This is a genomic window from Paenibacillus sp. FSL R7-0345 (genome assembly GCF_038595055.1).
Classification (GTDB): Bacteria; Bacillota; Bacilli; order Paenibacillales; family Paenibacillaceae; genus Paenibacillus_AQ.
In genome coordinates this window covers 5,046,719-5,066,852 of sequence record NZ_CP152002.1, presented here as the reverse complement: position 1 = coordinate 5,066,852, position 20,134 = coordinate 5,046,719, and the positions used below count along the sequence as shown (strand labels likewise).

Below are 20,134 nucleotides of genomic sequence, written 5' to 3'. Positions count from 1 at the left end.
AGATTGCGACTCATGGATAAGAAAACCATATACTTTTTGTGTACAGGAAACTCCTGCCGAAGCCAGATGGCTGAAGGCTGGGCCAAGAAATATTTAGGTGATGAATGGAATGTATACAGCGCAGGCATAGAAGCTCACGGTCTGAATCCGAAAGCGGTTAAGGCAATGAGTGAAGCAGGAATTGATATCTCAAATCAAACATCAGATATTATTGATCCGCAGCTGCTGAATAGCTCCGATCTCGTCATTACCTTGTGTGGGGATGCGGCAGATAAATGCCCGGTTACCCCGCCTCAGGTGAAACGTGAGCACTGGGGATTCGATGATCCGGCGAAGGCGCAAGGAACAGAAGAAGAGAAGTGGGCGGTCTTCCAGCGGGTTCGTGATCAGGTGGGCGAACGCATCAAACAATTCGCTGAAACAGGGAAATAATGAAGAATAACAACAAGGAGAACTATAATGGCAAATTATCATGAACTGGTTGAAGGCAAAGTATATATTGGCGGGGAGAATGCACTGCTTGATGCCCTCCGTGAGCAAGAGATTTCAGATGTGTTTGATTTAAGAGATACCGGCACTAGAGCAGAAGGCTTCCCTGAGAATGTAACCCGCCATCATTTTCCGATTGTAGAGGATGAGAGCGGTCAAGAAGATTCAGTTCAAGCAGCGGTCCAGGCGGTAACAGCAGCAGTAAATGATGGGAAGATAATATATTTCCATTGCGCTGGCGGACGGAATCGTACAGGAACGGTTGCGACTGGCTTATTGCTTGAATTGGGTCTTGCTGCAACTGTAGAAGAAGCTGAAGCCTTGGCGAAAGAAAAGCGTCCGGATATCAATATTAAGCAGGATATGCGTGAGATGCTGAAGGGATTCTACCCATCCGAATAAATGAATATGTATAAATCAAAGGGTATCTCCTAATGGAGTTAGCCTTATGATAGTCCTAAATAATCTAGCAAAGTGCATAAGGATATGAGGAACAAAGCGTTTTACAAGTTTAGATTAAACTAACTGGGAACTATAGCTCAGTACAGACAGAGTCAGCCGCGCTTGAGGAGCGGCTGACTCTCGTTACGTTAACTGGTGACCTCAAATACGATTCGTTAGGTTGATGGCGTTCTATTTGTTAGCGCTAAGTGACAACAAGTGCTTCAGGTTGTCATCGATGAATTGATTATCGGCACTGTTGATACCGCGGCCGGCAAAGTGACCCCAGATTGACTGGATCGGGTTAAGGCTAGCATTAGGGATACGTGCAGCTTCGTATGCATTATCGTCCGCTGTGCAGAAGAGATCGGTACTTCCCGGCATAATGCAAGCAAATGCCTTTATGCTTTTAAGTGCCTTATCAAAATCTCCGTTATAGGAAGAGTTGGCACTGATGTCTGCATGCTGGCCTGTCCATAACATGGCTAGGACGTTGTGTGGATCCATATTCATAAAGCTATTTTCCCAGACACCAGCTACAAAATCCTCCAATGAGTCAAATCCCATCTCACGATAAAGCTCTTCCCGATAAAACGCATGTGATAACCCCCATCCAGCATACACCCGACCAGCGGCGCGCATGTCTGCAGAAGTCAACTGGTTTAGTTTAGTTGAGTCGAAGCCGACTGCAGATAGCAGTGAGGATTTTACGCCTTCCAGCACTACATATGTGTGAGGCCAAGGTTTGGCAATACCTCCGAAAGGGGCGATTCGTTCGACCATCTCCGGATAACTTGCCCCCCATTGAAATGCTTGAATGCCGCCCATGGACCATCCGACGACGAGAGCAATCTTCTGAATGCCGAATTTTTCGGTCAGTAGGTGACGCTGGAATCGTACGTTGTCATAGATAGTTACCTGTGGAAAGTTAGCCCGCTCGAATGGATGCGGCGTGTTGGTGGGAGAGGATGAAAGTCCATTACCCAGCAAATTTGGAACGATAATAAAATATTTCTCTGGATCAAGTGCCATTCCACTGCCAATGAGCCATTCATTCTGAACATGCTGATCTCCAAATGCCGTTGGATAGACAATCACATTATCTTTCTGTTCATTTAATTTTCCGTATGTTTTATAAGCAAGAAAAGCATTAGGTAACGTCACTCCTGATTGTAAAAGTACATCACCCAAATTAAAAATTTCATAATCCATCGTATGGTCGCTCCCTTCAAAATGAAAAACCACATGTTCACTGTGATCTCTTGTACTCAGTATAGAGTCGTGATACTCTCAATAAAAGTGAATAGAATTCAAGATAGCATTCAATATAATTGAAAGAAGAAAGGGAGGCCTACGATGGAATTGCGCCAATTGAATACGTTTTGCACGGTTGCTACAACATTAAATTTCACGCGGGCAGCAGAGGTGCTGAGCTACGTTCCTTCCAACGTCACGATGCAAATTAAAGCATTGGAAGAGGAGCTGGGTGTCCGCCTCTTTGATCGTTTGGGCAAGCAACTCGTGCTTACAACTGCGGGCAAGCGCTTTCTAACGCATGCCCAAGGTATTCTTGAAAAATTGGACGAAGCTCGCAGTGTTGTCCATGATAATGCAAAACTAAGTGGTACTCTAACGATAAGTGCGAATGAAGTCATTTGCTCCTATAGGCTTCCTCCGGTCTTCCAACAGTTTCGTTCGCAACATCCGGGTGTTCGCTTGGTCTTTCGCTCAGTTCCGAATCAAGAGCTTAAGCAAACGTTATTCGAGGGAACGACGGATATCGTTTATATGCTGGATGAACCTATTTGTTCAAGTGGACTTGTCGTGGAACCGCTCGTAGAAGAGAATTTCCGTTTGTTGGCTGCTCCAGATCATCCACTTGCTATGCGAGCTGTGCTAAAGCTGGAAGATTTTCATGAAGAAGTGTTCTTGACCAATGAAAAGGGTTGTCCATATCGAACGATGTTTGACCGATCTTTTGAGAAAGAAGGCATTGATAGCATCACGTATCTGGAGTTTCAAAGTGCTGAAGCAATTAAAAAATGTGCAATTTCTGGAATCGGTATTGCCTTTCTTCCTGAAATCGTCGTGGAAGCTGAAGTTGAACGCGGAGAACTTGTTGTCCTGCCATGGCAAATTCCGGATTTACAGGTGTACACACAGATGTTGTGGCATAAAGACAAGTGGCTTTCACCAATCATGTTATCTTTCATAGAAGCAACAAGGAATGTTTTTCATTTACAGAATGAGGATAAAACCGTATAGCCTATGTACGAAAGAGGCATCAACAAAAATGGGAGAGGAGCTGGGTGAGAAAGGTGACTTGAACATGTGTTGTGGTATTATATTGTAATTATGGATTATTTCAAATTGGGGGGGTCAAACTATGGAACGTAAAATTCAACTAATGGAAACCTGCGTAAATATCGACGTTGGAAACTCACCTTTTTTAAAATTAGATAACGGATTGCAAATTCCATACTCTTCAATCACAGGAATAACAACGGGTAGACCGATACCAGATGCTTTTAAACTATATGGTGCTTTATTTCGGGGAATGAGAAATGGGTTATTTAGATCAAATGGTGGTTATCAACTGCACTTTTTTGAAAATGAGGTTGAAACTCTTCATTTAGATTTGGATAGCTTTAAAGTTGGTAAGTTCAAAATATCAAAGTTGATCATTGGTGTTAAAAATCCTGAAGAAATAAGTGAAAATATTTCCGAAAGAGTGAAGTGATAATTTGTGGATGAACGGTTCTTTGAACAAACGGAAAAAGATAGTCGAGTACCAGCGGCAGTCAAAGACTTAGTTTAACAAGTCTTTGACTGCCGTTGCTTTATAACTTAGCTGTTAAACCGACTCCCCAAATGCCGCCGCCCGCCAAGCGCTTACAATACCTCCGCAATGCTGTTTACCGCCTTATTCTCGTATTCTCCATACTTCTTCTCCGTTTTGTTGCCGTGGCAACAGAGGGATAGCGGATACTTTGTTACAATTATCATTGAGAAATATTCTCAGTAGTGATATGTATGGTATAGCTAATTTTCTGGAGCGTTCAACTCTATATCGTACGGAGGCGGAAAGATTGAAATACATCTATATATTTGTTGGATTTGTGTGTGTGGGCCTCGGTGCTGCAGGGGTGTTTTTGCCTGTATTACCTACAACGCCATTATTGCTGCTGTCCGCCTTTTGCTTTTCCCGCGGCTCAGAGCGGTTTCACGGGTGGTTTTTATCTACCGGACTATATAAAAAGCACTTGAAGAGCTTTGCCGACTCACGCTCCATGACACTGAAAGATAAGGTGCTTATCCAGGGCTTTGCTTTGACTATGCTGCTTATTGCTTTTATTATTACTGACAGTACGGTATTCCGGATTCTGCTGATTACTGTAGCCATCGGGAAATATTATTATTTTGCCAGACATATTACAACCATCCGTGACGACCGCCTAAAAAGCCACTAAAGATGATGAACGGCAGGCTGCCTGCTCTGGCAATTGGATTGGACTGCTCTGTACTATTGCTGCTGTTCTGTATGGCTTACAGGCCCGGATATACCAGGAGCCTTCCGGTATTCACTCGGACTACCCCCCATCAGCTTACGAAAAATCTCGCGGAAATACGCGGTGTCCTGGTAGCCGATGCTTTTGGCGATGTCGGGCATTTTGCGGCCCGTCCCGATTAAAAGCTGGCAGGCCAGCTCGATCCGCTTATGCTGCATATAATCAGAGAAGCTCCAGCCCCCTGTCTTCAAGGGCAATATAGCTGCCCGGCTCTCCGGTAAAAATAAACAGCGGTTCGCCGCCGCTCCGTGCTGCCTGTACCTCCTGTCCGTAGGCACCTCGCATATTTTCCGGCCAGCCGGCCCCTCTGCCCGGAATCCGCTGATCGCGTATAATCTGTGCGTACTGCCGGAATTTGCTGCTGAGCTGGGCGCCTGGATGGGGAATTCGCTGGAGGCAGTCTCCGGGGAGTCAGAGGCGGAGGCGTTGTCACCAGAGGATGCCTGGGGAGCCGGTCCGGGGGACATTGAGGTCTACATGGATCAGGAAAAGATCAGGGTGCGGAGCACGCATGGGCAGGGTGTGCTGAAGTATGCCCGCAACGGGCAGGCAGAGGAAACTGCAATCCCGGGTGACGGGGAGTGGGTTGAGGTTGGCTTGGTTCAGAGATTGGAGCCCGCGCGAAAGCGCGGGTTTCTTTTTGCTGAAAATGGTTATCCGCTGCAGTCCTATTTCCGCTTCAGCAGATGATACCGCTCCCTGTAAACCATAGGCGTAACGCCCGACACCTTTTTGAACACCTTGGTGAAATAGCTCTGGTCGTTGAAGTTGAGGAGGGTGCAGATTTCGGAGATGGGCGTCTGGCTGTGGGCGAGCAGTTTTTTTGCTTCATTAATACGGGTGTTCTGGATGTATTCGCTGACGGTGATGCCGACCTCCCGCTTGAACAGGACGGACAGATATTTCGGGCTGAGGTCGGCCTTGCGGGCGATATCGTCGTGGCTGATATTTTCATAAATATGCTTGTATATGTAATCTTTGCAGGTCGTAACCGTTTTGGAAAAGCGTTCGTTTTTGACCTCCCGGACCTTTTCCGCATAGGTATAGAGCACTTCCTTGGCCAGTTCACGGATGCCCTCCAGGGTGTTCGCCTCCTCCAGCTGCTGAATAAAGCGGTCATGCAGGCTGAAAGCGATCTCCTCATGCAGCCCTCCGTCAATCGCAGCTCGGGATACCAGGGTGATGAGGGTGATGATGTGATTTTTATTGGACCGGAAATAGCTGGTTTTGGACAGTACGCTGGCAATTTCCTCTTCCTTCAGATGAGGCAGCTGGGGCAGCTCCTCGACCCGGCCCTCCCGGATGACCTCCAGCATTTTTTTCTCAAACAGCCGCTCATGATAGATGCTTGCCTGTAGATTATGGGAGACCACCAGCTCGTTCTTCTCCATTTTTTCATGGGATTCTCTTAACTCGCCGTTCCGCGACCAGACCGTTTCCGGCGCAATATAGCGCTGGTTGAACAGCTGGAAAACGAGCGTGCCGATATTCAGCAGCTTTTCAAGGGGAACGACAGGGATGGAGCTGTAGTACTGGATGATTTTATCGCGGTAAAAGAAAGCCAGGGAATCATTGATGATCCCGCTCACCCGGTCGGCAGACAGCGGATAGGAAACGGACGGGCCGATGAGCACTGTGCCTTCGAACACCTGCTGGCTGAACACGCTGATGAGCAGGAATTTCTCGGAAAAGGCTGACTTTTGCAGCAGCGGAAAATCGTACGGCTTGCCGGCATAGAAGTTCAGGCGTGCAAACAAACTCTCTTTCTGGTTCTCATACAGCGGGTTCAGCAGCTTGCTGTTGGAGGATTCATAAGTGATTTTTCCGGAGGGATCGATATAGAAGACGTGCAGATCAAATGTGGCAGCGATAAGGTCACATAGCTTAAAATGCTCCTCGGTGTTCATGCCGGGCCATTCCCCTTTCCTACTTCCTGGTTCAATATTACAAAAAAGAGTACCAAAATACCATAAGGATTTTTGCAGCAATGATATGATTTTAGCTGTAAGGTGATCCGAACAATTGGTAGCGGTTACATTTTATCATGTACCTTGGAAAGGGTGGACAGAAAAATGGGAAAGTTTCCGGCGAATTTTATGATTGGGGCGGCTACAGCTGCCCATCAGGTGGAAGGCCATAATATTTATAGTGATTTTTGGGCGATGGAGCATGCACCTCATTCCGTATACAAGGAACCTTCGTTAGATGCAGTGGATCATTATAACCGGTATGAAGAAGATATTCTGCTGCTGAAGGAGGCCGGCTGCAACGCTTACCGGTTCTCCATTGAATGGGCGAGAATCGAGCCGGTAGCGGGTGAATTCAACGAACAAGAAATCGGGCATTACAGGGATGTGCTGAATTTCTGCCATCAGCAGGGGGTTACGCCGGTGGTGACGCTGCATCACTTTTCCTCTCCTAAATGGCTTGTCAGCGCAGGGGGATGGGAGAATGAGGCGACTATTGAAGCCTTTGGCCGGTACTGCAGACATGTTGTCTCAGAACTGGGCGGACTGATTCCTTATATCTGTACGATCAATGAAGCCAATATGGGCAAGCAGATCACCAAGATTATGAAGCGGATGATGGGCGGCGGCGCCAAGCAGAAGAATAATGCCGAAGTCCAGGTGGGGCTGAATACGGATCTGGGCACCCGGATGGAGCATTATTACCGTGAGCTCGGGGAAATCTTCGGCATCCCTCCGGGTCAGGTGCAGCCTTTTCTCTCTCCAAGAACGGAGCAGGGTGAACATATTATTATGAAATGCCATGAGACAGCGCGCCGCATTATTAAGGAGCTGTATCCGGACATTCAGGTAGGCATCACCTTTTCACTATATGATCATCAGGCCCTGCCGGGCGGAGAGCCGTTTGTGCAGCTGGAACAGCAGGAGGACTTCCTAGTCTATCTGCCGTATCTGCAGGGTGATGATTTCCTTGGTGTACAGAATTACTCGCGCAAAATCCACGGGCCGGACGGTGTCGTTCCCCCGGATGCAGCAGCCAAACTGACGAAAATGGGCTATGAAAATTATCCGGCGGCGCTGGGGAATGTACTGGATTTCGTATCAGAGCATTGGAAAAAGCCTATCTTCATTACCGAAAACGGCTTATCCGGTGACAATGATGAAGACAGGGTTACATTCATCAGAGAGGCGCTGAAGGGTGTGCAGGACCGTATTGCCAAGGGGATTCCGGTTATCGGCTACACGTATTGGTCGCTGCTCGATAATTTCGAATGGCAGCTGGGCTATGACCAGACCTTCGGGCTGATTGCCGTGGACCGTTCCACCCAGACAAGACATCCGAAAGAGAGCCTGTCTGTGCTGGGCGCGATTAGTAAAGCCGGCTTATAGCAGCGGTAATCAGTAACTATGAAAGAAGAAGGTGGCTGCAGACATGAAGGTATCAGGCAAGGTTATTGTTGTTACCGGAGCCGGAGGCGGCATCGGCCGGGAATTAGTACGCAATCTGCTGTCCAAAGGGGCGCGTGTTGCCGCTGTTGATATAAGCCACAACGCTTTGGAAGAAACGGTGAAGCAAACCGGCGCCGCCAGCGACAGATTATCCATACATCTCGTAAATCTGACAGATCCCGCTGCAGTAGAAGCGTTGCCGGAGCAGGTGCTGAAGCAGCACGGAGCTGTGGACGGGATCATCAACAATGCCGGAATCATTCACCCGTTCGTGCCGGTAAATGAACTCGGTTATGACAAAATCAGACAGGTAATGGATATTAACTTCTACGGAACGCTCTACATGGTCAAAACCTTTCTGCCGCATTTACTGGCCAGACCCGTAGCCCATATTACAAATGTATCCAGCATGGGCGGGTTCCTGCCCGTTCCCGGGCAGACCATTTACGGGGCATCGAAGGCAGCGGTCAAGCTGCTGACCGAAGGGCTGCGCTCCGAGCTGAAAGACACCAAGGTAAAGGTGACTGTGGTTTTTCCCGGCGGTGTAAGCACCAACATTATGCAGAACTCCGGCCTTGCCGACGCAGGCAACAAAGAAATGAGCAAGGATCAGGTCGCCCAGCTGCTGACCCCCGTGCAGGCGGCAGCAATTATTATAGAAGGAATCGAAAAGGACCGGTACCGTGTGCTGGCCGGCAAGGATTCCCGGATGATGGATAAGCTGTACCGCCTGAACCCGCGGCGGGCCGCGGAGCTGATTGCCGATAAGATGAAGGAGCTGCTCTAAGCGGACTGGAACGGATAGAGGGTAAAGGGAAATGGGACGGAGGGATTTTGGAATGCGTAAAATATTGAATTTGAATGCCGACTGGAGATTCTCGAAACAAAGTGAGATAGAGGGTGCCGATCCGGCCTGCAGCGACCGGGACTGGGAGAAAGTTTCCCTGCCGCATACCTGGAATGCGGTTGATGGCGCTAACGGCAATGAATATGACCGGCGGGCCTGCTGGTACCGGAAGACGCTGACCCTGCCGGCCGCTGAACAGCATAACCGGGTGTATATCGAATTTCAGGGTGCCAACAGCGTGGCGGATGTCTATCTGAACGGCATGCATATCGGCCAGCACCGCGGAGGATATTCCGCTTTCCGGTTTGATTTGACAGCATATTTGCAATTTGGAGCTCCTAATCTACTGGCTGTAAAAGTGGATAACTCCGCCTTGGAGGATGTCTACCCGCTGCGCGCCGACTTTACCTTCTATGGCGGCATTTACCGCGATGTAAATCTGATCATCTTGAATCCGGTGCATATCGACCTGCTGGATCACGGCTCTGCCGGTGTATATGTCGTGCAGGAAAAAGTAACGGCTGAAGCTGCGCAGTTACGGATTCATACCCGGATTGCCAACGACTCTCCCGAGGAAGGGAAGACCAGACTATGGGTCGAGCTGCTGGATAAGGCCGGGGCTGTTGCCGGAGTCTCCGGTGCCGAGGTCAAGCTTGCTGCTGGAGACACTTCAGCGGTAGACCTGGCCATAACGATTCCTAAACCGCTGCTATGGGATGCCGTTCCAGATGCGCATCTGTATCAGGCAAAGGTCTCCCTGCAGCGCTATAACGATACGATAGATGAGCTGCTTATTCCTTTTGGGGTGCGTTATTTCCGCGTTGATCCGGCTGAGGGGCTGTATCTGAACGGCAGACCGGTCCGGCTGCAGGGTGTCTCGCGGCATCAGGACCGCAAGGATATGGGCTGGGCGATTACGGCGCAGCAGCATGAGGAAGACATGGAACTGATCCGGGAAATTGGAGCAAACTCCATCCGGCTGGCCCATTACCAGCATGACCAGTATTTCTACGATCTGTGTGACAGTGCAGGAATGGTCGTCTGGGCGGAAATTCCGTTCATCACCCGCATGTCGGAGACCGATCTGACCGGTGCCAACGCCAAATCACAAATGGTTGAGCTGATCCGCCAGAATTACAATCACCCGTCTATACTCTTCTGGGGCATCCAGAATGAAATCCAGATCGGCAGCAAAAATGTGGAGCAGGTCCGGCAGGTCGTCCGTGAGCTGAACGAGCTGACCAGGCAGGAAGATCCGACACGGCTGACAACGATGGCGAACATGTTCATTGTCGATGATAAGGATGAGTACAACTATCTTACCGATGTGATCGGCTATAACAAATACTATGGCTGGTATAACGGGAAGGCGGAGGATTTTGCACCGTGGATCGACCAGTTCCATCAGACCAATCCGGACACCTGCCTCAGCATTTCCGAATATGGCGCTGAAGGCATTATCGAATATCACAGCGATGAGCCTGTAGTAAAAGACTACACCGAGGAATACCATGCGCTATATCACGAAAAGGTCTGGAGGATTTTTGCCGAACGTCCTTTCCTGTGGGCAACGTATGTGTGGAACATGTTCGACTTCGGGGCCAATGTCCGGGATGAGGGCGGTGTGAAGGGGCGCAACAACAAAGGGCTTATAACCTATGACCGCAAGGTGAAAAAGGATGCCTTTTATATGTACAAAGCACACTGGTCCAAGGAGCCTTTCGTCCATATTGCCGGCAAACGCCATCTGGAGCGTACCGGGGACAGCACTGATTTGAAGGTATACACAAACTGCGGGTCAGTATCGCTGATTATAAATGGTGTAAAGAACGAAACTTTATCCGGGGCAGAGAAGATTCTGCTGTTCAAGGATGTGCTTTTGGGCGAAGGATACACCATGATTGAGGTCGTGGCGGATAACGGGCAGGAAGGTTTTACAGACCGGGCTGTTATTAAAAAGGTCGCGGCTGCCAATCCTTCTTACTCCGCACCGGTCGAGGATAAAGGGGAGATGGTGGCCAACTGGTTCACGCTGCCGGAGCAGGATGACAATGAGCCGCTGGTTGAGGTGGAGATTCCGGAGGGTGTTTATTCCTCAGGGGATACACTGCAGGATCTGATGACGAATGAAGCAACGAAGCAGATCGTCATCCGTGTTCTCGGTGATCTGACCCAAATCCCGATGTACGGCATGATGGAGAACTTCAAGGTGGATGCCCTGGCCTCGATGGATAATGACAGCTTACTGTTCAATAAAAGAGCGATCAGCAAACTGAATCAGCAGCTGATCCAGATCAAAAAGCAGCCTGAAGCAGAGGGAGTATCTCATGAATAACAAAATACAGCGACTGCTCCAGGGGGACGGGGAAAACTACATCTTTCCTTTTCTGTGGCTGCACGGGGAAGAGGAGGAAGTACTTAGAGAGTATATGGCAGCGATCCACTCAGCCGGTATAGGGGCAGTCTGTGTGGAGAGCAGGCCCCATCCTGATTTCTGCGGCCCGCAGTGGTGGCATGACCTGGATATCATTCTGGATGAGGCCAGGCAGCGCGGGATGAAGGTGTGGATTCTGGATGACAGCCATTTTCCGACCGGCTATGCCAACGGCGCTCTTGAGCAGGCCCCGGCTGAATGTTGCCGGCAGTATCTCTACTATTCTTCTGTAGAAGTGTCCGGACCGGTGAAGTCAGCCCAGCTGAATGTTGCCAGACACGCGAAATTCACTAAGAACCCGTTCGAGAGCAGCATGTTCTCCATGCGTGCCAAAAAGGAAAAACGGAAGTTCGACGATGATACCCTGCTCAGCGTCTGTGCCGTCCGTGTAGATCAGGGGTTTGATACGGCTACCCTTGTTGACCTTACAGAGCTGGTCAAGGACGGAGAGCTGGTGTGGGATGTTCCGCAAGGCAAGTGGACGATCTACGTGAATTATTTGACCCGCAATGCCGGCAGCCGTGACGGCTACATCAATATGCTGAAGAAGAATAGTGCAGCTAAACTGATTGAAGCGGTATATGAGCCGCATTATGCCCGCTATAAGGAAGAGTTTGGTGTCACGATTGCCGGCTTCTTCTCCGATGAGCCGGAGCTGGGCAATGGTAAGATGAATGATAACAAACCGATCGGGGCGGATCAGGATCTGCCCTGGAGTGATGAGCTGGAAGAACAATTGCATGCCCGGCTGGGCGAAGGCTGGAGAGCCAAACTGCCGCTGCTGTGGGAAAAGGGGAATGATCCGCATCTGACGGCAGAGGTCCGCTATATCTATATGGATTCAGTAACCCGGCTGGTGGAGGCTAATTTCTCCAGACAGGTCGGAGACTGGTGCGAAGCGCGGAATGTGGAGTACATCGGCCATCTAATTGAAGACAATAACATGCATGCCAGACCTGGCGCCAGCCTGGGGCATTATTTCCGCGGGCTGTCCGGGCAGCATATGTCAGGCATCGATGATATCGGCGGCCAGGTCATGCCGGGCGGCGAGATTTATCCGCAAAGAACGGTAATCGGTGAGCGCGACGGGGAGTTCTTCCATTATTTGCTCGGGAAGCTGGGCAGCTCCTTTGCAGCTATCGATCCGGTCAAAAAGGGCCGGACGATGTGTGAAATCTTCGGCGCCTACGGCTGGGGCGAAGGCGTGCGGATGATGAAATATCTGGTGGATCATTTCCTGGTCAGAGGGGTGAACCGCTATGTACCGCATGCTTTTTCCGCCAAGCCTTATCCTGATCCGGATTGCCCGCCGCATTTCTATGCGAACGGCCATGATCCGCAGTTCCGCCATTTCGGGGCCCTGATGAGATACCTGAACCGGATGTGCGCCTTGATCAGCGGCGGTACCCGTGTAACCCCGGCTGCGATTCTGTATCATGCCGAGGCGGAGTGGGCGGGAAAATATATGCTGACCCAGAAGCCTGCACATGTCCTGCTGGACCGGCAGATTGATTTTGATATTATACCTGCAGATGTATTCACGGAACGGGACAGATTCCACACCCGGCTGGGGAATGCCCTGCAGATTCATAATCAGGCATACAAGGCTGTAATCATCCCGTATGCGGAATATATCACAGCGGATACAGCCAAGGCGCTTGTGGAGCTGCAGCAGGCAGGCTGCCTCGTGCTGTTCATTGACGATCTGCCAAGCGGCATCCTGGATGGGGAGCAGGAATTACTGAGAGGGCTGTCGGACTGCAAGACCATTACGCTGGATACCCTTGCAGCTGAGCTGCAGAACCTTGGTGCTGCCGAGCTGGCGGTCACGCCGGCTTTTCCGATGCTGCGTTATCTGCATTACCGGGAGCAGGGCGAGCTTTATCTTTTTACCAATGAAAATATGGCAGAGACCTTCCGCGGAACGGTTACGGTACCATCTGCAGGTGCTGCATATGGTTACGATGTCTGGAATAATACCTTGTTTGAAGTGCTGGCTGAGCCGGGAGAAGGTGGAACCGCGCTCCAATTGGAAGTTCCGCCGTATCAGAGTGTGGTCGTTGTGTTTGACGCCGCCGGAGATGCAGGGATTAGCCCGCCGCCTGCCTATGAAGAGGAGCTGGTCCTGACGGACGGCTGGAGGATGAGCCTGGCTTCTGCTATTGAATATCCGCATTTTCATGATGAGCAGGCCATTTCCGGGTTCACCAGTGTAGGCCTGCAGTACCCTGAATTTTCAGGCTTTATCCGGTATGAGACCGAGCTGGAAGTTCCGGCGTGGAGCCGGGCGGCGCTGGTGATTGAGGATGCTTTTGAAGGCGTAGAGGTGTTTATCAATGACCAGTCCGCAGGAATTCAGGTAGCCCCGCCGTTCAGGTTTGATATCGGCCGGCTGCTGCACCCGGGAACCAATAAGGTACGGATCGAGGTGGCAACCACTCTGGAGCGTGAGCAGCATTTCTCGCCGCACAATCAGGGCAGCATCTTTGCCGCTTTTATCAAAGCCCCGTTCTTCCAGCCGACAGGTATTACCGGGGAAGTTAAAATGACAGGACAATACTAATATCATTGCCTGAATTCCGAATAAACCGGCCTCTGCTTTTTTAGAGGGAGCCGGTTTTTTGCTGTGTTTTTCCAGTATTACACCCACCCTTAACAAGTGAAAAAAGGCTCAATCTAAATCGAAAAAATAATGAATTTTAGCACCAAAAAAACGACTAAAGTACCATAAAGCCTAAAAAGAAAGCGTTATCATAATGCTGTAACCAGGACGTGAAATACCCGGGAGTGCTTACTGGCTTGGATTACCGTTCATCTGATTCGGAATCTTGAAAGGAAGTGTGTAAGTGTGGGGCAAATTGTAAACAAACAGGTCATCAAGCAGCAAAGAGCCGCCGGTAAAGCAGAAAGAGAGAAAAAGTACCGCCGTGCAAAAGCCTGGCAGATGGCAGTCTATCCGATCGGCGGATTCGGCCATAATGCCTTTATGTTCCTGATGGGTCTTGTATCCTATTATGCTGCCGGCATTGTCGGGCTGGGCACGGTGGTGGCTTCATTGATTATTACCGGCTCCAGAATTATGGATGCGGTTACAGATCCGGTGATGGGCATTCTGCTGGACAGAACCAACGGAAGATTCGGAAAGGTCAGGCCGGCTCTGGCCATCGCCTATATCCTGATGGCTTCCTCAACGCTGCTGCTGTTTTATACCAATCACCTTGTGCCTGACGGCTTCAAGATCATTTATTTTATATTGTTATATTTCGTGTTTATTATCGGCTATGCGATGTCCCAGATTTCACTCAATATCGGTAACGCGGTCATTACAAACGATCCGGAGCAGCGTCCGCTGTTCGGCGGGCTTACGATGATTTATACAATGATTTTTTACACAGGCGCCTCTGTCTATCTCTCCTTTTATCTGACCGGTAAGTATGGCGGCTATACCCAAGTCGGCCTGTTCCAGGAAATGACCCTCTCAACCGTAATAATCGCCGGCATCGCCTATATTATGGCCATTATCGGCATTGCCTCCAAGGACCGCAGTGAAAACTACGGCACAGGCAAAGAACACAAAGCCATTAAAGTAAAAGAAATCTGGCCGCTCCTGAAGAGTAACCGTCCACTGCAGATGTATGTTGTTGCTGCGTCGATTGATAAGCTCAGCCTGCAAATTGCCGGCAACCAGATTGTGAACGTTATGCTGTTCGGCATCGTAATCGGTAATTACAGTCTGATGGGCACAACCAACGCAATCGGGATGATTCCGAATATTCTGGTGCTGGTGTTCGGAATCCGTTATTCCATGAAATTCGGCTCCAAGAAGGGCTTTGTCATCGCTACCTGGTTATGCATCATCAGCTACAGTCTATTATTGCTGCTGCTGTGGCTGGGTGATCCCGCTCAGATCCGGATGAACAATATGGGCTTTATGACGATCAGCTTTATGGTGCTGTATCTGGTCGGCGGAGCGGTAAGGTATGTAGGTTCCGGTCTGATGATGCCGATGCTGGCAGATGTGATTGATTACAGCGCGTATAAATCCAACCATTATGCTCCAGGCCTGATTTCTTCTGTATACGCATTCATTGATAAAGCGGTATCCTCGCTGCAGCAGACCTTTGTCGGAATTATGCTGGCTTTTATCGGCTTCAAAACCGCATTTCCTGATGTGGACACCCCTTACTCCGGCAAAATCTTTTGGATGACCATGTTTCTGGCGAGCGGAGTGATGCTGTTAGCATGGATCATCTCGCTGATTGCGATGAGATATTATGAGCTGGATAAGGACCGTATGGCTGAAATACAGGAAGAGCTTGAGGCACGCCGCCGGGCTGCCGGAATCTAGAACAGGAGGAAGAAGAGAATATGACGGATTTTACGAGTGTACAGGATAAAACAGTGATCGTAACAGGTGCAGCAGACGGACTGGGTGAGGCGATTGCAAAATGTTATGCAGAGAACGGAATGAAGGTTGTCGTATCAGACATCAATGCGGAGAAAGGGCAACAGACCGTCGATCAGATCAGGTCGCAGGGCGGGGAAGCCTCCTTTTTCAGAGCCGATGTCAGCAGTGAGCAGGATATTATTGATATGATCGAATTTACGGTTAGCACCTACGGCCGTCTGGACGGTCTGGTGAACAATGCGGGGATTGCCGCCCCCAACCGGCCGCTGCATGAATACTCGGCAGAGGAGTTCGACAGGGTTACTGCTGTAGATTTAAAAGGGGTGTTCCTCGGTATGAAGCACGGGGTTCAGGCGATCCTGAAATCCAAATCCCCAGGCGGCTTCATCGTCAATATTGCTTCTCTGGCCGGCATACTAGGCAACAGCTCAATGGGACTGTATACCTCTTCCAAACACGGGGTTGTGGGTCTGACTAAGAGTGCAGCTCTCGACTATGCCCCGTACAATGTTACCGTTAACGCCATCTGCCCGGGCACCTTCCGGACGGCGATCTGGGGGCAGGCCCCTGAAGCGGTTATTCAGGATTTTGCCAAAATCATCTCCCCGAACGCCAAGCTCGGCGACCCGCGCGAAATCGGCCATCTGGCCCTGTTCCTGGCCTCTGATCTGGCGCGTTATATCAGCGGTGCCGCTATTCCTATAGATGCGGGTGCCAGTGCGGGCAAGCTGACTCCAACGAAGTGGGAGCATCCGGAGATTTTGGAGTAGGCCGAGGGTGAATAATACTATACCAATATACAGCCGGGCCCTACAGGGTCCGGCTTCCGGTATTTTTACCCGGAGGAAAGATCATGAATTTACCCCCAAAAACACTTAAAAACCCCTGTTTTTTTATTGACTGATGATAGTATATTTCAAGTAGAAGCACAAGGCTGCGCACATCCTGTAATATAAACGGAACAATAACAAAGGCAGGTCACCTATGAAACGAAATCACTGGATACACAAACGGGTTGTCAGAGTACGAAATATGAAGCTGCAAAATAAGCTGATGCTGGGCTATTTACTGGTGTGTGTTATTCCCTTGTCATTTGTAAGCGCGTTCATATTTCAGCAGTCAGCCAGAGGACTGGAGGATTCCTCCGAGGAGTTCGCTTCACTGTATACGTCGCAGATCCGGACAACCCTGAACGAATTTTTGAAGGAATACGAAGAGGTTACGAAGTCGGTGCTGGTTGATAACGATCTTATTTACAGTCTCGGCGAGGCGGAGAATCTGCCTTTTGACAAGGTGATTGACCAGCGGCTGGCGGTGCAGCGGCTCCTGATGAGATTAGCTCTGCTTAAATCTGAAATGAGCAGCGTGATGCTGGTGAGCAGGGATGACAGTGTATATCAGTTTAGTAATTCAACCAACAAGGTTGATGAAAAGGAGCTACTCGTCCAGGAATGGTATACGAGGCTCCGGGACTCCGGCGAGACCTTCTTTATAACCGGCCTGCATGACCGTTCCTATTATGAGGATAAAGAGGAAGGTGCGGTAGTGACTGCGGGAAGAGTGCTGTTCAGCTCGGACGGGGCCTATGCGGGCATGCTGCTGATTGATCTGGACCCGTTTACCCTGCTGCAGCTCGATCATGAGTTTATACTGGCCCGGGACAAGTACGGGATCAGTGTTGTCATAACGAACCTGCAGCAGCAGATCGTCTACCACTCTGATGCAGCGAGCGGAAGGCTGTCCTGGAAGCAGCTGCTGGATTCGAGCGAGCAATATCTCCAGGACAAGAAGGATGAGGATCATATTGTGCTGCTGAGCAGTACAGCCCAGGGAGAGCTGCTGATCCGGACGGATATTCCCCGCTCCATGCTGCTGCAGAAGATTAATCAGATTAAGGTCATGACTGTCATCGTCATTCTGACAAGCTGTCTGGTCATCATGCTGTTCTCCTTTGGTCTGAGCTATACGATAACGAGGCCGATTAAGGCGCTGCGCAGAAGCATGAAGCAAGCTGAGGTGGGACAATATCTTGCGATCGAAAAAGAGCAGGGGGGTGATGAGATCGGCAGTCTCGTGCACAGCTACAACAAGATGATTATAACGATCCGAACCCTGATTGAGGATGTATACATCGGGGAAATCAAGCAGCGCCAGGCTAAATTTATCGCGCTTCAGAATCAGATCAATCCCCATATGCTCTACAATACGCTGGAATCGATCCGGATGAAGGCGCTGGTCAAGGATGACGACGAAACGGCAGACATGATTAAAATATTGGCCCGCATGTTCCGGCTGACCTTGAATAAAGAGGGCAGGCAGCACTCCGTAAGGCATGAGCTGGAGTATACGGCCAATTATCTGCAGCTGCAAAATATCCGGTTTGACCATTCCTTCAGGCTTGAGCTGAACATTCCTGATGAGATGCTGGATTGCAGCATCATTCCGCTTGTATTCCAGCCGATCGTGGAAAACAGCATTAATCACGGATTTGAAGACTACAGCCGCATTATGACCATTACCATCGAAGGTCATTGGACAGATGAGAGGGAGATGCTGCTGCGGATAACGGATGACGGTGCCGGGATGAGTCCGGACAAGCAGGTACAGCTGCTTGCTGCTCTGGAGGGGGCGGATTCCCATAAGTACAAGCTTGAGGATGTAAATGATCAGCCGGAGAAGGGACTTGGCCTGCAAAATATCGCAGAACGCATCAAGCTGCATTATGGAGAAAAATATTATCTGACGATTGTTGCCGGAATCCAGGATGGAACGTCCATTGAAGTCCTGATTCCGGGGAGCAGGAGGGACCAGGGATGAAAATTGTTGTGATCGATGATGAGAAGGGCATTGTGGAGGGCATTAAAAAGCTTATCGGGCGCTATCTTCCCGATTGCAGAGTGGCTGGCACAGCATACAACGGACTCGAAGGCTTCGAGCTGATCCGGCGGCTAGAGCCGGACATTGCCATTACGGATATCCGCATGCCCAAAGCAGACGGGCTGGATATGATCAAAATGGCAGTGGATGCCGGTATACAAACGAAGTTTATCCTGCTGAGCGGCTATGCCGATTTTGAGTATGCACGAAGAGGAATGAAGCTGGGTGTGCAGTTCTACATCAACAAGCCCGTTGAGGAGGAGGAGCTGCGCAGCAGCGTGAACCAGGTGATCGAGACGATCCGGGCTGACAAGCTCAGAACGCAAAAGCTGGATGAGCTGAAGCATGAGGTCAGCAGCCGGATGCAGGAGGAAACACTGCGAGACATCATCGATATCGGGCCTGATCATACGGAGCTTGAGGCAGAGCTGCTGCGCGAAGCGCAGATTCCTACAGCAGGAATCTGGTTCACTTCCTTGCTGCTGGATTTCGGCAGCAGCACCGGTCAGCTGAAAGAAACGGGCTTCCAGCCGCTTTTCCGGCTGATTGACCTGACGCTCCGGCACTATCATAAAGTGTACCGCTTCCGTTACATGGGGCCGCAGATTGCGGTGGTCATTGCCCATAACAGTACCATTCCGTACGTACGCCTGCTTCATGCGGTGCAGGGCCTGAAGCAGGCCTTGGCCTCTGAGCTGAATCTTCCGGCCTGCATCGGCCTCGGTACCGTCTATAAGCGGGCTTCGGGCATCAGCCAATCCTTTGAAGAGGCGCGTAATGCACTGAGCTATAAGGTGATTAAGGGAGGAGATCCGGTCATCTCCTACAGTGAGATAATCAAACTCGCCGGCTGCAGCCAGCCGGTCCCGGAAGAGCTGATTATCAGGCTGGAAGAGGCGCTGGATAACATGAATGAGGACGAATGTGTGGCTGTCATCAGAGAGATGTTCCGCGTTATGGCTGAGGGGCCGGGGATGAATCCGGCGGAGCTGCAGCAATCGTGCCTGAATATCCTGCTGTCCAGCATCCGGAAGTTGTCCTTCCAGCAGCTGCAGCAGAATGAGCTGGTAGGCCGCCATATTTTGTCTCTGGAGGGAATCTCCCGGTTTCAGACACTGGAGTATCTGGAGGAATGGATGATCCAGGTCATCCGCGGGGTAATTGCATTCAAGGCGGAGCATGATCTGTCCCGCAAAAAAGACGTCATCTCCGAGATTAAGGCGTACGTATCCAAGCATTACAATGAACAGATCAGTCTGGCCGATCTGGCTGCGAGGTTCTTTATCAGCCCGTACTATTTGAGCCAGCTGTTTAAACGGAAGACGGGCGGAAATTATCTGAATTATCTGACCCAAACCCGGATCGACAAAGCAAAGGAGCTGCTGGAAAATACAGATTTGAAGGTATATGAGGTCTGCCAGAGGGTCGGCTATACGGATACCCAGCATTTTGCCCGAATGTTCGAAAAGCTGACAGGCTGCAAGCCGCGGGAGTTCCGGCGGAATCTGCCGGGCGGCTGACCGGGGAAAACCACTTCCTGCAGGAGTGGTTTTTAACTTAAAAATAGCATGTTTAAACTTAAAAATGACTAATTGTAGAGCAGTTGTGCAAATTATATTATTGCTATTGTAAGCGGATTCAATAAATAGCCTG

At 50.1% G+C, this 20,134-nt stretch carries 18 protein-coding genes; 14 read left to right on the top strand and 4 right to left on the bottom strand.

Features of this window, described 5'->3' with window-relative positions; translation table 11 throughout:
* The first annotated feature begins 12 nt into the window (after positions 1-12).
* Entirely contained in the window at positions 13-432 is a 420-nt protein-coding gene (gene arsC, locus NST84_RS21935) for an arsenate reductase (thioredoxin) (protein WP_342562264.1), read from the top strand.
* Between the two features lie 27 nt (positions 433-459).
* On the top strand, positions 460-891 hold the full coding sequence (locus NST84_RS21930) for a tyrosine-protein phosphatase (protein ID WP_342562263.1): 432 nt from the start codon (positions 460-462) through the stop codon (positions 889-891).
* A 231-nt stretch (positions 892-1,122) separates the two neighbouring features.
* On the opposite strand, the gene NST84_RS21925 is transcribed toward NST84_RS21930, so the two are convergent.
* On the bottom strand, positions 1,123-2,142 hold the full coding sequence (locus tag NST84_RS21925) for an alpha/beta fold hydrolase (RefSeq protein ID WP_342562262.1): 1,020 nt from the start codon (positions 2,140-2,142) through the stop codon (positions 1,123-1,125).
* Positions 2,143-2,286: 144 nt separating this feature from the next.
* Here NST84_RS21925 and NST84_RS21920 point away from each other — a divergent pair, with 144 nt between their 5' ends.
* The 3 genes from NST84_RS21920 (at position 2,287) to NST84_RS21910 (ending at position 4,400) form a co-directional block, all read left to right on the top strand.
* Entirely contained in the window at positions 2,287-3,195 is a 909-nt protein-coding gene (locus NST84_RS21920) for a LysR family transcriptional regulator (RefSeq protein ID WP_342562261.1), read from the top strand.
* A gap of 121 nt (positions 3,196-3,316) precedes the next feature.
* Positions 3,317-3,670, top strand: coding sequence for a hypothetical protein (locus NST84_RS21915; protein WP_342562260.1), 354 nt, complete (start codon positions 3,317-3,319; stop codon positions 3,668-3,670).
* A gap of 289 nt (positions 3,671-3,959) precedes the next feature.
* On the top strand, positions 3,960-4,400 hold the full coding sequence (locus NST84_RS21910) for a YbaN family protein (protein WP_342562259.1): 441 nt from the start codon (positions 3,960-3,962) through the stop codon (positions 4,398-4,400).
* 53 nt (positions 4,401-4,453) lie between these two features.
* On the opposite strand, the gene NST84_RS21905 is transcribed toward NST84_RS21910, so the two are convergent.
* Positions 4,454-4,657, bottom strand: a complete 204-nt coding sequence (locus NST84_RS21905; RefSeq protein WP_342562258.1) for a helix-turn-helix domain-containing protein — start codon at positions 4,655-4,657, stop codon at positions 4,454-4,456.
* A 4-nt stretch (positions 4,658-4,661) separates the two neighbouring features.
* Positions 4,662-4,784, bottom strand: coding sequence for a hypothetical protein (locus tag NST84_RS21900; protein ID WP_342562257.1), 123 nt, complete (start codon positions 4,782-4,784; stop codon positions 4,662-4,664).
* 93 nt (positions 4,785-4,877) lie between these two features.
* On the opposite strand from NST84_RS21900, the gene NST84_RS21895 reads away from it, so the two are divergent.
* Entirely contained in the window at positions 4,878-5,189 is a 312-nt protein-coding gene (locus NST84_RS21895; protein WP_342562256.1) for a hypothetical protein, read from the top strand.
* Here NST84_RS21895 and NST84_RS21890 read toward each other — a convergent pair.
* Entirely contained in the window at positions 5,168-6,406 is a 1,239-nt protein-coding gene (locus NST84_RS21890; RefSeq protein ID WP_342562255.1) for a helix-turn-helix domain-containing protein, read from the bottom strand. The genes NST84_RS21895 and NST84_RS21890 overlap by 22 nt on opposite strands.
* A gap of 165 nt (positions 6,407-6,571) precedes the next feature.
* Here NST84_RS21890 and NST84_RS21885 point away from each other — a divergent pair, with 165 nt between their 5' ends.
* From NST84_RS21885 to NST84_RS21850, 8 genes are all read left to right on the top strand, one after another.
* A complete protein-coding gene (locus tag NST84_RS21885) occupies positions 6,572-7,855 on the top strand; it encodes a family 1 glycosylhydrolase (protein ID WP_342562254.1) in 1,284 nt (427 codons plus the stop codon).
* Positions 7,856-7,898: 43 nt separating this feature from the next.
* Positions 7,899-8,702 carry an SDR family oxidoreductase gene (locus NST84_RS21880; protein WP_342562253.1) on the top strand — a complete coding sequence of 268 codons (804 nt, stop codon included), beginning with the start codon at positions 7,899-7,901 and terminating at the stop codon, positions 8,700-8,702.
* A 52-nt stretch (positions 8,703-8,754) separates the two neighbouring features.
* Entirely contained in the window at positions 8,755-11,097 is a 2,343-nt protein-coding gene (locus NST84_RS21875) for a glycoside hydrolase family 2 TIM barrel-domain containing protein (RefSeq protein WP_342562252.1), read from the top strand.
* Positions 11,090-13,759, top strand: a complete 2,670-nt coding sequence (locus NST84_RS21870) for a glycosyl hydrolase (RefSeq protein ID WP_342562251.1) — start codon at positions 11,090-11,092, stop codon at positions 13,757-13,759. The genes NST84_RS21875 and NST84_RS21870 overlap by 8 nt, the downstream gene beginning before the upstream one ends.
* 285 nt (positions 13,760-14,044) lie before the next feature.
* Positions 14,045-15,544 carry an MFS transporter gene (locus NST84_RS21865; protein ID WP_342562250.1) on the top strand — a complete coding sequence of 500 codons (1,500 nt, stop codon included), beginning with the start codon at positions 14,045-14,047 and terminating at the stop codon, positions 15,542-15,544.
* Between the two features lie 20 nt (positions 15,545-15,564).
* Positions 15,565-16,374: an SDR family NAD(P)-dependent oxidoreductase gene (locus NST84_RS21860; protein WP_342562249.1), complete on the top strand. Its 810-nt coding sequence runs from the start codon at positions 15,565-15,567 to the stop codon at positions 16,372-16,374.
* 262 nt (positions 16,375-16,636) lie between these two features.
* The gene (locus tag NST84_RS21855; RefSeq protein ID WP_342562248.1) at positions 16,637-18,421 is read left to right on the top strand and encodes a sensor histidine kinase; all 1,785 of its coding nucleotides are present in this window, start codon (positions 16,637-16,639) and stop codon (positions 18,419-18,421) included.
* Positions 18,418-20,001 (top strand): helix-turn-helix domain-containing protein, encoded by a 1,584-nt coding sequence (locus tag NST84_RS21850; protein ID WP_342562247.1) that lies wholly within the window; start codon positions 18,418-18,420, stop codon positions 19,999-20,001. The genes NST84_RS21855 and NST84_RS21850 overlap by 4 nt, the downstream gene beginning before the upstream one ends.
* Positions 20,002-20,134 lie beyond the last annotated feature (133 nt).